The sequence below is a fragment of the Streptococcus mitis genome, from assembly GCF_002096855.1.
Taxonomy (GTDB): domain Bacteria; phylum Bacillota; class Bacilli; order Lactobacillales; family Streptococcaceae; genus Streptococcus; species Streptococcus mitis_Y.
This window is the reverse complement of sequence record NZ_NCVH01000031.1, coordinates 36,540-50,755: the sequence shown is the minus strand read 5'-3', so window position 1 is coordinate 50,755 and position 14,216 is coordinate 36,540. Positions and strand designations below refer to the sequence as shown.

At 42.9% G+C, this 14,216-nt stretch carries 15 protein-coding genes; 1 reads left to right on the top strand and 14 read right to left on the bottom strand.

Annotation, left to right across the window (positions count from 1 at the left end; genetic code table 11):
• Nucleotides 1–165: 165 nt before the first annotated feature.
• The 7 genes from B7698_RS05480 to budA all read right to left on the bottom strand — a co-directional run bounded on the left by B7698_RS05480 (nt 166) and on the right by budA (nt 6,617).
• Nucleotides 166–1,236 carry an ABC transporter substrate-binding protein gene (locus tag B7698_RS05480; protein WP_007520285.1) on the bottom strand — a complete coding sequence of 357 codons (1,071 nt, stop codon included), beginning with the start codon at nt 1,234–1,236 and terminating at the stop codon, nt 166–168.
• Nucleotides 1,233–2,006, bottom strand: coding sequence for an ABC transporter permease (locus B7698_RS05475; protein ID WP_084864894.1), 774 nt, complete (start codon nt 2,004–2,006; stop codon nt 1,233–1,235). The genes B7698_RS05480 and B7698_RS05475 overlap by 4 nt, the downstream gene beginning before the upstream one ends.
• A complete protein-coding gene (locus B7698_RS05470; protein WP_084864893.1) occupies nt 2,003–2,809 on the bottom strand; it encodes an ABC transporter permease in 807 nt (268 codons plus the stop codon). The genes B7698_RS05475 and B7698_RS05470 overlap by 4 nt, the downstream gene beginning before the upstream one ends.
• A complete protein-coding gene (locus B7698_RS05465) occupies nt 2,790–3,947 on the bottom strand; it encodes an ABC transporter ATP-binding protein (RefSeq protein WP_000742895.1) in 1,158 nt (385 codons plus the stop codon). The genes B7698_RS05470 and B7698_RS05465 overlap by 20 nt, the downstream gene beginning before the upstream one ends.
• 159 nt (nt 3,948–4,106) lie before the next feature.
• A complete protein-coding gene (gene murB, locus B7698_RS05460) occupies nt 4,107–5,012 on the bottom strand; it encodes a UDP-N-acetylmuramate dehydrogenase (RefSeq protein ID WP_084864892.1) in 906 nt (301 codons plus the stop codon).
• Nucleotides 5,013–5,123: 111 nt separating this feature from the next.
• Nucleotides 5,124–5,876, bottom strand: coding sequence for a YhfC family intramembrane metalloprotease (locus B7698_RS05455; RefSeq protein ID WP_084864891.1), 753 nt, complete (start codon nt 5,874–5,876; stop codon nt 5,124–5,126).
• A gap of 9 nt (nt 5,877–5,885) precedes the next feature.
• Nucleotides 5,886–6,617 (bottom strand): acetolactate decarboxylase, encoded by a 732-nt coding sequence (gene budA / locus B7698_RS05450; protein ID WP_000360314.1) that lies wholly within the window; start codon nt 6,615–6,617, stop codon nt 5,886–5,888.
• Between the two features lie 141 nt (nt 6,618–6,758).
• Here budA and B7698_RS05445 point away from each other — a divergent pair, with 141 nt between their 5' ends.
• Entirely contained in the window at nt 6,759–8,030 is a 1,272-nt protein-coding gene (locus B7698_RS05445) for an aminotransferase-like domain-containing protein (protein WP_084864890.1), read from the top strand.
• Between the two features lie 125 nt (nt 8,031–8,155).
• Here B7698_RS05445 and B7698_RS05440 read toward each other — a convergent pair whose 3' ends face one another.
• The 7 genes from B7698_RS05440 to B7698_RS05410 form a co-directional block, all read right to left on the bottom strand.
• A complete protein-coding gene (locus B7698_RS05440; protein WP_084864889.1) occupies nt 8,156–8,971 on the bottom strand; it encodes an ABC transporter substrate-binding protein in 816 nt (271 codons plus the stop codon).
• A 157-nt stretch (nt 8,972–9,128) separates the two neighbouring features.
• Nucleotides 9,129–9,782, bottom strand: a complete 654-nt coding sequence (gene phoU, locus B7698_RS05435; protein WP_000946458.1) for a phosphate signaling complex protein PhoU — start codon at nt 9,780–9,782, stop codon at nt 9,129–9,131.
• Between the two features lie 11 nt (nt 9,783–9,793).
• Entirely contained in the window at nt 9,794–10,552 is a 759-nt protein-coding gene (pstB, locus tag B7698_RS05430; protein ID WP_000133484.1) for a phosphate ABC transporter ATP-binding protein PstB, read from the bottom strand.
• A 12-nt stretch (nt 10,553–10,564) separates the two neighbouring features.
• Nucleotides 10,565–11,368, bottom strand: coding sequence for a phosphate ABC transporter ATP-binding protein PstB (gene pstB, locus B7698_RS05425; protein WP_084864888.1), 804 nt, complete (start codon nt 11,366–11,368; stop codon nt 10,565–10,567).
• A gap of 10 nt (nt 11,369–11,378) precedes the next feature.
• On the bottom strand, nt 11,379–12,263 hold the full coding sequence (gene pstA / locus B7698_RS05420; protein ID WP_000543046.1) for a phosphate ABC transporter permease PstA: 885 nt from the start codon (nt 12,261–12,263) through the stop codon (nt 11,379–11,381).
• Complete coding sequence (pstC, locus tag B7698_RS05415; RefSeq protein ID WP_001070903.1) at nt 12,253–13,170, bottom strand: phosphate ABC transporter permease subunit PstC; 918 nt, start codon at nt 13,168–13,170, stop codon at nt 12,253–12,255. Before pstC ends, pstA begins: the two co-directional genes overlap by 11 nt.
• Complete coding sequence (locus B7698_RS05410; RefSeq protein ID WP_000746326.1) at nt 13,170–14,048, bottom strand: phosphate ABC transporter substrate-binding protein PstS family protein; 879 nt, start codon at nt 14,046–14,048, stop codon at nt 13,170–13,172. The genes pstC and B7698_RS05410 overlap by 1 nt, the downstream gene beginning before the upstream one ends.
• Nucleotides 14,049–14,216: the final 168 nt, after the last annotated feature.

Genomic DNA, 14,216 nt, shown 5'->3' with positions numbered 1-14,216 from the left:
TATGCATTTGCGTAGTCTGACTCATTTTGAACTCCTTTAGAATTAAATTTTCAGAGATGCTATAAACAATTCTAATAACTCTCAGCCTAAAACTATTATACCATGATTTCTATTTTTTCAAAAAAACGAACCAGATTAACTGATTCGTTTCGTGACTGCTAACTCCTACTTCCGATACATTTTAAACTGGAGGAAGAGGTCACTGTAGATTCCTGTCCATTTATGGTCAAACTTCTCATAAACTTCCAAGTGTTTCATAGTATCAGCGTCTGGATAGAAGGATTTGTCTTCTTTTGTCTCCTCTGGGAGCATTTCCTTGGCTGGTAGGTTTGGTGTTGAGTAGCCTACATACTCCGCATTTTTCAGAGCATTTTCGGGTTTCAGCATAAAGTTGATAAAGGCATAGGCGGCATCTTGGTTTTTCACGGTTTTTGGAATGACCATGTTATCAAACCAGAGATTGCTGGCCTCAGTCGGAACGACATACTTGAGGTTAGGATTTTTCTCCAACATCTGGCTGGCTTCTCCAGAGAAAGTCACACCGATAGCAGCGTTGTTCTGAATCATGTAACCCTTCATCTCGTCCGCCACAATGGCTTTGATATTTGGAGTCAGTTTGTAGAGCTTATCTACTGTCTCTTCCAACTGTTGAGGATCCTTTGAGTTGAGGCTGTAACCGAGCGAGTTAAGCCCCAGTCCCAGAACCTCACGCGCTCCATCAAAGAGCATGATGGAGTTCTTATACTCTGGTTTCCAGAGGTCATCCCAATGCTCAGGCGCTTCATCTACCATGGTTTCATTATAGACAATTCCCAAGGTCCCCCAGAAGTATGGGATGGAGAATTTATTGCCCGGGTCAAAAGACTGGTTGAGGAACTCAGGTCCGATATTCTCGATGCCTTCAATTTTTGAATAATCAAGAGGAACCAAAAGATCTTCATCTTTCATCTTGTTGATCATGTACTCACTCGGGATGGCAATATCGTAGGTTGTTCCCCCTTGCTTGATCTTGGTATACATGGCTTCGTTAGAATCAAAGGTCTCATACTGTACTTGGATCCCTGTTTCTTCTGTGAATTTCTCCAAAAGTTCTGGATCAATGTAGTCTCCCCAGTTGTAGATAACCAGTTTTTGACTATCTCGACTGTTGATTTTACTATCTAGATGATGAGCAATTCCCCACAAGACAAGGATAATGGCTACAATTCCTGCTAAAAATGAATAGAGTTTTTTCATGCTTGCTCCTCCTTCTCACGTGAGATAAAGTAATAACCAACAACCAGGATAATACTAAAGAGAAAGACAAGTGCAGACAGGGCATTGATTTCTAGCGAAATCCCCTTCCGAGCGCGAGAGTAAATCTCGACTGACAGGGTTGAAAAGCCATTTCCCGTTACGAAGAAGGTCACAGCAAAGTCATCCAGCGAATAGGTGAAGGCCATGAAATAACCTGCAATGATAGACGGAGTCAGATAAGGAAGCATGATTTCCTTAAACATCTGAAACTGGCTGGCTCCCAAGTCATAGGCCGCATGGATCATGTCATCATTCATTTCCTTGAGACGAGGCAAGACCATCAAGACCACGATTGGGATGGAAAAGGCCACATGACTAGATAGAACCGTCAAAAAGCCAAGTGAAAACTTCAGCTGGGTAAAGAGAATCAAGAAGCTGGCACCAATCATAACGTCAGGCGCAACCATGAGGATATTATTGAGTGATAGAAAAGCTTCTTGGTATTTCTTACGAGACTGGTAGATATAAATAGCACCAAAAGTCCCGATAATGGTCGCAATCAAGGCTGACAGAAAGGCCAAGAAAAAGGTTTGGGTGAGGATCAACATGAGACGGCCATCCCCAAACATGGTTTGAAAATGGTTCAAGCCAAAACCAGTAAAGCTGTTCATATCATCGCCAGCATTAAAGGCATAGCCAATCAAGTAAAAAATTGGCAAATAGAGGATGATAAAGACAAAGGCTAGGTAGAGATTGGCAAATTTTTTCATCGTTCTCTCCTTTCCTTGGTCACCCACATGGTGAGAAACATGGTCAGGATGAGAATCACACCGATGGTAGAACCCATACCGTAGTTATCATTTGTCAGGAAGTTCTGCTCAATGGCTGTCCCCAAGGTGATCACGCGGTTCCCACCAATCAAACGTGTCAGCATGAAGAGACTCAAACTTGGGATAAAGACGGATTGAACTCCACTTCTCACACCGTTCATAGACAGAGGGAAGATGACATGACGGAAAGTCTCCCACTTGGTTGCACCCAGGTCGTAACTAGCATTGATGAGATTGTTGTCCATATCGTCCAAGACATTGAAAATCGGCAAAATCATAAAAGGAAGCTCGATGTAGCTTGCGACAAAGATAAAGGAGAAATCCGTAAATAGCAACTGTTGCGAACCGATTCCGATAAATTCCAAAAATTGGTTAATAGAGCCATTCTGACCAAAAATCCCGATAAAGGCATAGGCCTTAAGGAGCAGATTGATCCAGGTTGGCAGAATAATCAGCATGAGCCAGAGTTGACGGTGTTTGAGACGTGTCAAAAAGAGGGCTGTTGGATAGCTGATAAGCAAGGTTACAAAGGTCACAATACCTGCATAAAGCACAGAGTTGAAACTCATTTTAAGATAGGTCAAGTTTTGTGACGCAAAGTAAGACTTATAATTTTCTAAACTAAACTGACCTTCAATATTGAAAAAGGATTGTCCGAAAATCAAGACCAAGGGTGCCAATACAAAGAGGGCAATCCAGAGCATGTAGGGCACTACAAAGAGTTTAGAGCTTGTTTTCTTCATCTCTCTCCTCCTCGATTGCATTGATCAGACCTGCTTCTTGCTCTTCAATTTCCACGTATTCTTCGATACGGGCATCGAACTCTTCCTCGGTTTCGTTGAGACGCATGATGTGGATGTCTTCTGGTTCAAAGTCCAGACCGATTTCCTCACCCACGATGGCCTTACGAGTCGAGTGGATCATCCATTCATTTCCAAGTTCATCATAGGCGATAATTTCATAGTGAACCCCACGGAAGAGCTGGGTATCGACCTTAACTTGGAGCTTGCCTTCTTCAGGAAGGGTAATGCGCAAGTCTTCTGGACGAATCACGACCTCAACAGGTTCATTTGGCTTCATCCCACCATCGACCGCTTCGAAGCGTTTGCCATTAAACTCAACCAAGTAGTCCTCAATCATGGTACCTGGCAAGATGTTTGACTCGCCGATAAAGGTGGCAACAAAATGGTTAATTGGCTCATCGTAGATGTCAACAGGTGTTCCTGACTGGACAATCTCTCCATCATTCATAACGAAAATCCAGTCACTCATAGCCAGGGCTTCTTCCTGATCGTGAGTGACAAAGACAAAGGTAATGCCCAATCGTTGTTGCAGTTCACGCAGTTCGTACTGCATATCTGTTCGTAATTTTAAGTCCAACGCTGACAAAGGCTCGTCCAACAAAACCACACGGGGTTGGTTGATAATGGCACGGGCAATAGCCACACGCTGACGTTGTCCTCCAGAGAGTTTACGAATGGAACGTTTTTCGTAACCTTCCAACTGAACCATCTTGAGAACTTCCGCTACGCGTTTCTCGATTTCTTTCTTGTCAATTTTACGCAAGCGAAGCGGAAAGGCAACATTTTCAAACACATTCATATGTGGAAACAAGGCATAGGATTGGAAGACCGTATGGACGTCTCGCTTGTTGGTTGGGATGTCGTTGATGCGGACACCGTCCAGCAAAATATCTCCTGTCGTCGCATCCAGTAAACCTGCAATGATGTTTAGGATGGTTGATTTCCCTGAACCAGATGCGCCTAAAAGAGTGTAGAATTTCCCTTCTTCCAACTCAAAGTTGATGTCTTTGAGAACCTTGGTGTTGCTGTCTTCAAAAACTTTTGAGACGTTTTTGAATTCAATAATTGGTTTTTTCAATTGTCATTTATTCCTTCTTTTTCATAGATTAACAGATCAGGGCTCTGTCAGGCCGCTACTACCTCGTGTAGGAGATTGAACTGCCTACATTCTTCTGCACTGACGATAGGCTTTCACCCCCTTTCCATGACATAGCAGCAGCTTTTCAACTACAGCTTCCTACTTGCTTTCTCCTAAAATACGGACTTCCCTCTCAAGGGTAACGCCAGAGTGTTCCTTGACTTTTTCAATCACAGACTCAATCAAGTCCTCGTAGTCTTTAGCCGTTCCATCAGCGACATTGATCATAAAACCTGCGTGTTTTTCTGAGACTTCAACACCACCGATACGATAGCCTTTCAAGCCAGCTTCTGAAATTAATTGGCCTGCAAAATGCCCTACTGGACGTTTAAAGACCGAACCACAAGATGGATATTCTAAAGGTTGCTTGAGTTCACGTAGATGCGTCAAGCGATCCATTTCTTGCTTGATAACCTGATGGTTTCCTGGAGCTAGAGCAAATTTAGCTGACAGAACAACTGCACCAGACTCTTGAATAGCTGAATGGCGGTAACCAAAAGCCAAATCCTTGACAGACAGGGTCTCAATTTCTCCATCCTTGGTCAAGATCTTACAAGACTGCAAGATGTGAGCAATCTCTCCTCCATAGGCACCCGCATTCATAAAGACAGCTCCACCGACGCTCCCTGGAATCCCACAAGCAAACTCAAAACCAGTCAAACTATGACGAAGGGCAATACGTGTCGTTTCGATCAAGTTTGCCCCAGCTTCTGCTTCGATGGTATAGCCATCAACCGAAACGTTATTGAGCTTATCGCACAAGATGACAAAACCACGGATTCCACCTTCACGAACGATGATATTGCTGGCATTTCCTAGCACCATCCAAGGAATATTCTCTTGATTGGCAAATTGGACGACACGGGCCATCTCATAGCGATTGCGTGGCAAAACTAAATAATCCGCTCGACCTCCTACCTTGGTATAGGTATAGGTCTTCAAGGGTTCCTTAAAACGAATATCGATTCCTTCTAGGATTTCAAGCATTTTTTCTTTTACTGACATGTCACTCTTCCTTTTTCAAAATTCATTCCATTATACCATTTTTAGAGACATTTGACGACCATAAAAAGAGCTTGTTTTATCTTTACATAAAAAAAGAGGTCACCCCTCTTTTTATGATTTTTTGCAAAAGATAGCCTTTGTTCCATAGGCAAGCAGAACAAGTTCAAGTGCTAGGACAACTTCAACCAAGACAGGACTTGTAATCCATCCTACTTGAGCTAGAGATGGTACCAGGTCAAAGAAGGCATGTAGTCCATAGGCCGCTAGGAGATAAATCCATTTCTTCTGGCGAACAGCTTGGTAAACCCAAACAGTCAAGAGTAATTGGAAACCTAGCGCCAAGATTCTCTCAAAACCAAGCAAATAAATCTGCCAGACTGATAGCGACTGAATAGTTTTCAACATATTTTCAGACAGCAATTGCATAACCTGTGGATTTTGCGTTTGAACTGCTGAGAGAACGATGTAGAGATTAAGCAAACTAGTAAGACCTAGGAAAATCAACTCCAAGCCACCATGCCCCAATCCATAAGCCAAGGCATCTGCCTTTTCCAAACTTCTCTTTTTCTCCAACCATTTGAAGAAAATAAGACGAGCAGTTTCCTCAAAAAATGCTGCCATGGCTAAGCCATAGATGATATAGACAAGCGGATGGTCTTGCAAGAGGACAATACTGCCGTCTTTTTGAGGATGCAAAACCAAGATATGCACCAGTTTTTCTAAAATCTGTGAAGAGACAAAGAAGGCAACAGCCCCCAAACCCAAGACAGCTAGATTAATCTGGTATTTCTTTTTGGCATACCAAATGCTTCCTATCAAGAAAGTCAGCAATAGCACCATGGCAATGATAATATGAATGGTCATTTTCTTCTCCTATTCTGCCTTTTCAATATCTTTTTTCATCTCGTCAACATTGAACTTAGCAAACAAGTATTGACGGTCTTGGACTGGGAAACGTTGATCCAATTGGTCAACAGCTCCCACCTCAATAATGCCTTCCTTGATGACAAAGTCCATGACATGACCACCGAAGGTCAAATCATCTGAAATGAAGTGCAGATGGTAGCCTGCCACACTGACTCCATGGAAAATCTCTGGCGTCCAGAAACCAACGATAGTTCCCGCCACATTGTCACGACTATATTCCGGTTGATGGGTTGCGACCTCAGCAAACTTGGTATCTGGTGTCGACTTGGGAATCATGCGTACATGCATATGTGAGAATTCGCCACGAATCTTAATTGAGCGGAAAAGATTTTCCCCATCATAATAAGACTCAATTCGTTCTTCCAATTCCTTATCTGTCATCTCAAAGCGTTGGCGAAAAATGACCTCTGCCTGATGCGGTACCACTGCTGCGTAAGGAATAAGGGCATCTGGTGACACTTCTACAATTTCCGGTTGCTCTCCCGAGCCTTTGGCCTGATAAGCCTTGCCATCTAAGACAATCAATTCCCCATCAATGGAATCCAAGGTTCCCAAACCAAGGTCACCATGCTCTAGCAATTCTCCTACTGTCATGGTACCACCATAAAGGCCTGCCATCAAGGCTCCAAGGGTATTGTATTGAAATAATTTCACTGGTTCCTGCACGTTCTTATCCATTCACTTTCTTGTCTGTTATTCTATAAATGTTACTCCTAAGTATACCACATTTGCCCCTAGATGTGAACGAGAGAAACACTCTAGACATTGCCAAGAAGGAAAAAAAAAGGTACAATGTAACAAAATCAAGGGAGGTCTGGAATGAAGAAACAAAGCAAGTACCAAGAGGTCGTTTCCTATCTGAAAAACGGTATCGAGTCTGGACGTTTTCCAACGGGAAGTCGCTTGCCTTCTATCCGTCAACTGAGCCTTGACTTTCACTGTAGCAAGGATACTGTCCAACGAGCCCTGTTGGAATTACGGCACGAACAATACCTCTATGCCAAGCCTCAGAGTGGTTACTATGTCCTAGAACAAGGGCAACACCAGGATCTAGAAATCGAAGTCACTGACGAACATGCCAGCGCCTATGACGATTTCCGACTCTGTGTCAATGAAACCTTGATTGGCCGAGAAAACTACCTTTTTAACTACTATGACAACCAAGAAGGATTAGAAGACCTAAGACAGTCCATTCATAAACTCCTCTTTGACCAAGCCCTCTACTGCAAGGCTGACCAACTGGTATTAACTTCTGGAACCCAACAAGCCTTGTTTATCCTCTCTCAAATTTCCTTTCCTAGTCAAGCTAAGGAAATCTTGGTGGAACAGCCGACCTACCATCGGATGAATCGCCTCTTGATTGCTCAAGGTCTGGACTATCAAACGATTGAACGAGGCATTGATGGAATTGACTTGGAGGAACTAGAAGGCCACTTCAAAACAGGACAAATTAAGTTTTTCTATACCATTCCTCGTTTTCACTATCCTCTGGGACATTCCTATTCAGAGCAGGACAAACGGGCTATTCTTGACTTAGCTGCCAAGTATGGAGTCTATATCGTAGAGGACGACTATCTGGGGGATTTGGACTCTAAAAAGGGCCAGACCTTCCACTATCTAGATACAGAGGAGCGCGTCATTTACATAAAGTCCTTCTCAACCAGCCTCTTTCCAGCCCTGCGGATAACAGCACTCATCCTTCCAAATGCTATCAAGGAAGCCTTTGTGGCCTATAAAAATATCCTAGACTACGACAGCAACCTCATCATGCAAAAGGCCCTGTCACTCTATATTGACAGTCAATTATTTGAGAAAAATCGTCTAGCTCGCTTGTCCAATCAGGAAGCGTACCAAAAACAAATCGAGGAAAGACTAGCTAAAACACCTTGTCCCCTTCCTCATTATCCCCTACACGATGGTTTATTACTAGACCTGAGACAGTATCCTAAAATAGCCAGTCTCAAGCACAGTCAACTGGGCTTAGACTTCTTTGAAGAGGCATACTTGGATGCCTGCCCTTATCAATTTGCCAAGGTGTCCTTAGAAAATCTGGAAAATGTTTTAAACTATTTAAAAGCAGAATTGGAATGACTTCCAACTCTGCTTTTTTCTTATACTCTTCGAAAATCTCTTCAAACCACGTCAGCGTCGCCTTACCGTACTCAAGTACAGCTTGCGGCTAGCTTCCTAGTTTGCTCTTTGATTTTCATTGAGTATTATTCTTCAACTTCAGTTAGACTTGCTGCTTTTTCAAGATAGCTTTGGTAAGTTCCTTCATCCTTGAGTTTTTGGATAACTTTGTCCACCACTTCTTTCAAATCAGCACTATTTTTTCTAAGAGCAACTGCATTAGCTTCGCCGTCCTTCATCTTCAAGCTGACAGTTGCGACAGCTAAGTCGGCATTTTTAGCAGCGTAGCTAAGGGCAACAGGCTCATCCATGTGAACAGCATCTACTTTTCCAGCCTGTAATTCATTAACAGCTTCACCCATATTAGCTAGGGAAGTTAATTGAGCTTTTGGCAATTGTTCCTTGACCATTGATTCTGGAACAGTTCCTTTTTGGGCTGCAATATTAGCACTTTCTAGGCTAGTCAAATCCTTGTATTTTTCTACATCAGCCTTACGAACCAAGAAACTAATCTTGTTTTCATAGTAAGGGATTGAAAAATCAAAGACTTCTTTTCTCTCATCAGTAGCGCTAATTCCTGCAACTGCTAGGTCAGCCTTCCCAGTTTGAAGACTGGTCAAGACATTGTCAAAACTCATGCTTGAAATTTCCAACTTCACCCCAAGTTCATCAGCGATAGCTTGGGCCATGTCAATGTCCGCACCGACTACCTGATTTTTTCCGTCAACCAAGGCTTGGAATTCAAAGGGTGCATAGTCAGGACTGGTCGCCACAACTAATTTCCCCTTTTGCTTAATGGCCTCAAGAGCTGACTGAGAACCATTCGAACTTGACTGGCAAGCCACTAAGAAGAAACTTGCAAGAAAGCTACATAAAACAAATATCCATTTTTTTGATTTCATAAATAAACAACCTCTCTGTTAATTTTGTATAATTATAACGCTATCCAAGATACTTGTCAAGTGTTTTTTGAATTTTTATATTAAAAATATTTTTTTCATTCAAGAAAAGGAGCTATCAATTGATTTCAAGCTCCTTTTTATACAGAATGAATCTATTTTATAGTTCGACAATCTTACCTGTTTCAAAGTAAACAACCCATTCACAGATATTCTTAGCATAGTCTCCAATGCGTTCCAAGAAGGCAATCACTTGGAAATAATCACGACCTGTAACAATGGCATCTGGATTTTTCTTGATTTCTTCTGTAGCCAAGTCACGAATGCTATCAAAGTAATGGTTGATTTTTTCGTCCATAGCTGCTACTTCATAGGCCTGATCAACTGAACCATTGAGATAGAGTTCAAGGGCTGCTTCAACAAAGTTCTTGACATCGCGACCCATTCTCTTGATTTCTTCTTCAACAGCTGGGATGCGTTGCTCCCCTTTCATACGAATTGCCGCTTTGGCAATGGAAACGGCATGGTCCCCCATACGTTCCAAGTCAGATACAGCCTTCAAGACTGTCAAAACAGTACGCAAGTCTTGAGAAACTGGTTGTTGAAGGGCAATCATTTCAAATGATTTCTTCTCCAATTTCACTTCGTATTCGTTTACTTCTGCATCGTCTTCGATGACTTCCTTAGCTAAATCACGGTCATGCGTAACAAAGGCACGCACTGTACGATTAATTTGGGATAGCACTTCTTGTCCCATAGCATAGAACTGGTTGTGCAATTTCTCTAAATCTTCTTCAAATTGAGAACGTAACATCATTTATCTCCTTATCCAAATTTTCCTGAAATATAATCTTCTGTTTCCTTGTGTTGTGGGTTGAGGAACATCTTCTTGGTATCGTTAAACTCGATTAAATCTCCATCTAGGAAAAATCCTGTCTTGTCAGAGATACGAGAGGCTTGTTGCATGGAACGCGTAACCAAGAGCATGGTGTATTTATCTTTTAGACCATACAAGGTTTCCTCAATCTTACCAGCCGAGATAGGGTCCAAGGCTGAAGTCGGTTCATCCAAAAGAATGATTTTAGGACTGGTTGCCAAGACACGGGCAACACAGACACGTTGTTGTTGTCCACCTGAAAGCCCGATAGCTGAATCATGCAGGCGATCCTTGACCTCATCCCAGATAGAAGCTCGTTGCAAGGCTTTTTCTACTGCTTCATCCAGAACCTGCTTATCCTTAACTCCATTGATACGAAGTCCGTAAACAACGTTTTCGTAGATAGACATCGGGAAGGGGTTTGGTTGTTGGAAAACCATACCAATCTCCTTCCGCAATTCAACTGTATCTGTACGTGGACTGTAGATATTGTGACCATTATAAACTACTGAACCTGTTGTGGTCACCTCTGGATTGAGATCTCCCATGCGGTTGATTGCCTTGAGAAGGGTTGACTTCCCTGATCCAGATGGACCGATCAAGGCTGTAATTTCCTTAGGTTGGAAAGATAGGGAAACACTATTCAAGGCCTTTTTTTGATTGTAGTAAACAGACAGGTCTGATACCTGTAAAATCGCTTCTGTCATACTGTTTCCTTTCTATCCAAAGTGTCCTGTTACGTAGTCATTGGTTGACTGCAGTTTAGCATTTTGGAAAATATTAGCGGTCTTATCGTACTCAATCAAGTCACCCAAGTAGAAAAATCCTGTGTAATCACTAGCACGCGCAGCCTGCTGCATACTGTGGGTCACGATGATGATGGTAAAGTCCTTCTTCAATTCCAACATTGTTTCTTCCAGCTGGGCTGTCGCAATTGGGTCTAAGGCTGATGCCGGTTCATCCATCAAAAGGATATCTGGTTTAACAGAGATAGCACGAGCGATACAGAGACGTTGCTGCTGACCACCTGATAGGGTCAAGGCTGACTTGTGCAAATCGTCTTTGACCTGGTCCCAAAGGGCAGCCTGACGAAGAGAAGTTTCCACAATTTCATCCAAAACTTGCTTGTCCTTAACTCCTGCACGTTCATGGGCAAAAGTGATATTGCGGTAGATAGACTTGGCAAAGGGATTTGGGCGTTGGAAGACCATTCCGATATGCTTACGCATCTCATAAACATTGATTTCTGGACGGTTGACATCAATCCCTTGGTAGAGGATTTGACCTGTGACCTTGGCAATATCAATGGTATCATTCATACGGTTGAGACTGCGGAGGTAGGTTGATTTTCCTGAACCAGAAGGGCCAATTAAGGCTGTAATTTTATTCTTTTCAAATTGCATATCGATGCCCTTGATGGATTCATTTTTACCGTAGTAAACATGTAAATCCTTAGTAGAGAGGGCCACTTTCTCTTCAGGAAAGGTGATGATATGCTTTTCATCCCAATTATATTTTGACATGGCTTCTCCTTTAGGCAGCGGTTAATTTCTTATGTAGGTAGCTTCCGAGTTTGCGAGCTCCAAAGTTAAAGATGAGAATAAAGATAAGGAGCACTGCAGCAGAACCTGCTGATACGATGGTTCCATCTGGAATGGTTCCTTCACTATTGACCTTCCAGATGTGAACAGCCAAGGTTTCTGCTTGACGGAAGATAGAGATTGGGCTAGTTACACTGAGAATATTCCAGTTAGACCAGTCTAGGGCTGGAGCGGATTGTCCTGCTGTGTAGATAAGAGCAGCAGCCTCACCAAAGATACGACCAGAGGCCAAGACAACCCCCGTCACAATACCTGGAAGAGCTTCTGGAATGACCACATGGACCACAGTTTCCCAACGAGAAATTCCAAGGGCTAAACCGGCCTCACGTTGCGTATGGTGAACGTGTTTCAAACTGTCCTCAACATTTCGAGTCATCTGAGGAAGGTTAAAGACCGTCAAGGCCAAGGCACCTGAAATGATTGAAAATCCATACTCAAACTGAACTACAAAGATCAAGTAACCAAAGAGACCCACAACCACTGATGGCAGTGAAGACAAGATTTCAATACAGGTTCTGACAAAATTGGTTACAGGACCTTTTTTGGCATATTCAGCTAGGAAAATCCCAGCCCCCATAGATAAGGGAACAGAAATAATCAAGGTAATGACTAAAAGGAAGAAGGAATTATAGAGCTGAATTCCAATCCCTCCGCCTGCTTGGTAAGAAGATGATTTGCCAGTTAAGAAAGACCAAGAGATGTGGGGCAAACCACGAACCAAGATATAAAGAATCAAGGATGCCAAGATGGCAACGATAATTCCTGCAATTGAGTAGAGGACAGCTGTTGCAATTTTATCTAATTTCTTAGCGTGCATAGTTTTTCTTTCCTCTTTCTTTCGTAATCAATTTAATCACACTGTTGAAGGCCAAACTCATCAAGAGCAAGACTAAGGCCAGTGACCAGAGAACGTTATTGTCAACTGTTCCCATAACAGTATTTCCGATACCCATGGTCAAGACAGAGGTCAAGGTCGCAGCAGGTGTTGTCAATGAAGTTGGGACAACGGCTGAGTTTCCGACCACCATCTGAATGGCCAAAGCCTCACCAAAGGCACGCGCCATCCCAAAGACCACTGCTGTGAAAATCCCTGAACGTGCTGCCTTCAAGGTCACGCGCCAGATGGTTTGCCAGCGGGTGGCCCCCATAGCCAAACTAGCTTCGCGGTAGTGACGAGGTACCGCACGCAAGCTATCGGTTGTCATAAAGGTTACCGTCGGTAAAATCATGACAAAGAGAACAAAAATTCCTGACAAGATTCCAAAACCAGTTCCACCAAATACACTACGGACAAAGGGAACTACAACCTGCAAACCGATAAATCCATATACGACTGAAGGAATCCCGACCAGCAATTCAATGGCTGGTTGCAAGATTCTAGCACCTTTTGGTGAGACCTCGGTCATAAAGACTGCCGCACCAATGGCAAAAGGAGTTGCGATAAGGGCCGATAAGATTGTGACAATAAAGGAACCCAAAATCATGGGAAGGGCACCAAATTGTTTACCTGAAGGATTCCAAGTTTGGCCAAAAAGGAAATCAAAGATATTAACCCCATTGACAAAGAAGGTCGACAAACCTTTTTGGGCTACAAAAATCAAAATCATGGCCACAATGATAACAATCAAAGACAGACAGGCAAAGGTCAAACCTTTTCCTAATTTCTCTAGACGGGAGTTCTTTGAGGGAGAAAGTAATTTTTTAGCTAATTCTTCTTGATTCATTATTGACTCCCTTCTAGTGCTGTCACCGTTCCTACAGCATCTTTTTCAACCTTCATTTCCTTGACAGAAATATAGCCCATTCCCTTAACGATTCCGCTTTGCGCTTCATCTGAGAGGACAAAGTTAAGAAATTCTGCCACCAATTCGTTCGGTTGGCCTAGTGTATACATGTGTTCATAAGACCACAAAGGCCAGTTATTGGTTGTAACATTCTCTGCAATCGGCTCATAACCATTCAACTTCATGCGTTTTACCGAGTCATCCACATAGGCAAAAGCTAGGTAAGAAATGGCTCCTGGTGTCTGGGAAACAATGTTTTTGACCATCCCATTTGAATCCTGTTCTTGACTCTGCACGGCAGATTGACCATCCATGACAACACTATCAAATGTTGCACGCGAACCTGAACTTGCCGCACGGTTGATAATGGAAATGGCTAGGTCTTTCCCACCGACTTCTTTCCAGTTGGTCACTTGACCTGTGAAGATGCTACGGAGTTGTTCAGTTGTCAGATTTTCAACATCAACTTCCTTATTTACAATGACTGCCAAGCCCGCTACGGCTACCTTATGGTCCACTAGAGCGGAGGCGTTGATACCGTCTTTTTCCTCGGCAAATACGTCTGAATTTCCTACATCAACAGCTCCAGACTGAACCTGAGACAGACCTGTACCCGATCCTCCACCTTGGACGTTGACTGTTTTCCCAACGTGCAGAGAACCAAATTCATCTGCTGCTGCTTCGACCAAAGGCTGAAGAGCCGTTGAACCAACAGCTGTCATGGATTCCCCACGATCAATCCAGCTAGCACATCCCGCCAAAGAACCTGCCAGCAAAAGAGCTGCAAGAGATAAAGCGAGTTTTTTCCTTTTTTTCACTGTTTTTCTCCTTGAAAATAATGGTGAATGCTGTGAATTTTTTCAACTATTTATTTATGTTTTTCTTTTTTAAAATTGGGAGCCAACCGAAGTTGCTAGCTTGGTTTTACTAGAAATTTGCTCAGTTGCCTTACCCACCAATTTTGACTTAAAATAAAAGACAATTTG

What these genes read in the sequence shown, in the direction of transcription:
- B7698_RS05480 (WP_007520285.1), bottom strand. Translation starts at nt 1,236, where the DNA reads ATGAAAAAACTCTATTCATTTTTAGCAGGAATTGTAGCCATTATCCTT.
- B7698_RS05475 (WP_084864894.1), bottom strand. Translation starts at nt 2,006, where the DNA reads ATGAAAAAATTTGCCAATCTCTACCTAGCCTTTGTCTTTATCATCCTC.
- B7698_RS05470 (WP_084864893.1), bottom strand. Translation starts at nt 2,809, where the DNA reads ATGAAGAAAACAAGCTCTAAACTCTTTGTAGTGCCCTACATGCTCTGG.
- murB (WP_084864892.1), bottom strand. Translation starts at nt 5,012, where the DNA reads ATGTCAGTAAAAGAAAAAATGCTTGAAATCCTAGAAGGAATCGATATT.
- B7698_RS05455 (WP_084864891.1), bottom strand. Translation starts at nt 5,876, where the DNA reads ATGACCATTCATATTATCATTGCCATGGTGCTATTGCTGACTTTCTTG.
- budA (WP_000360314.1), bottom strand. Translation starts at nt 6,617, where the DNA reads ATGGATAAGAACGTGCAGGAACCAGTGAAATTATTTCAATACAATACC.
- B7698_RS05445 (WP_084864890.1), top strand. Translation starts at nt 6,759, where the DNA reads ATGAAGAAACAAAGCAAGTACCAAGAGGTCGTTTCCTATCTGAAAAAC.
- B7698_RS05440 (WP_084864889.1), bottom strand. Translation starts at nt 8,971, where the DNA reads ATGAAATCAAAAAAATGGATATTTGTTTTATGTAGCTTTCTTGCAAGT.
- phoU (WP_000946458.1), bottom strand. Translation starts at nt 9,782, where the DNA reads ATGTTACGTTCTCAATTTGAAGAAGATTTAGAGAAATTGCACAACCAG.
- pstB (WP_000133484.1), bottom strand. Translation starts at nt 10,552, where the DNA reads ATGACAGAAGCGATTTTACAGGTATCAGACCTGTCTGTTTACTACAAT.
- pstB (WP_084864888.1), bottom strand. Translation starts at nt 11,368, where the DNA reads ATGTCAAAATATAATTGGGATGAAAAGCATATCATCACCTTTCCTGAA.
- pstA (WP_000543046.1), bottom strand. Translation starts at nt 12,263, where the DNA reads ATGCACGCTAAGAAATTAGATAAAATTGCAACAGCTGTCCTCTACTCA.
- pstC (WP_001070903.1), bottom strand. Translation starts at nt 13,170, where the DNA reads ATGAATCAAGAAGAATTAGCTAAAAAATTACTTTCTCCCTCAAAGAAC.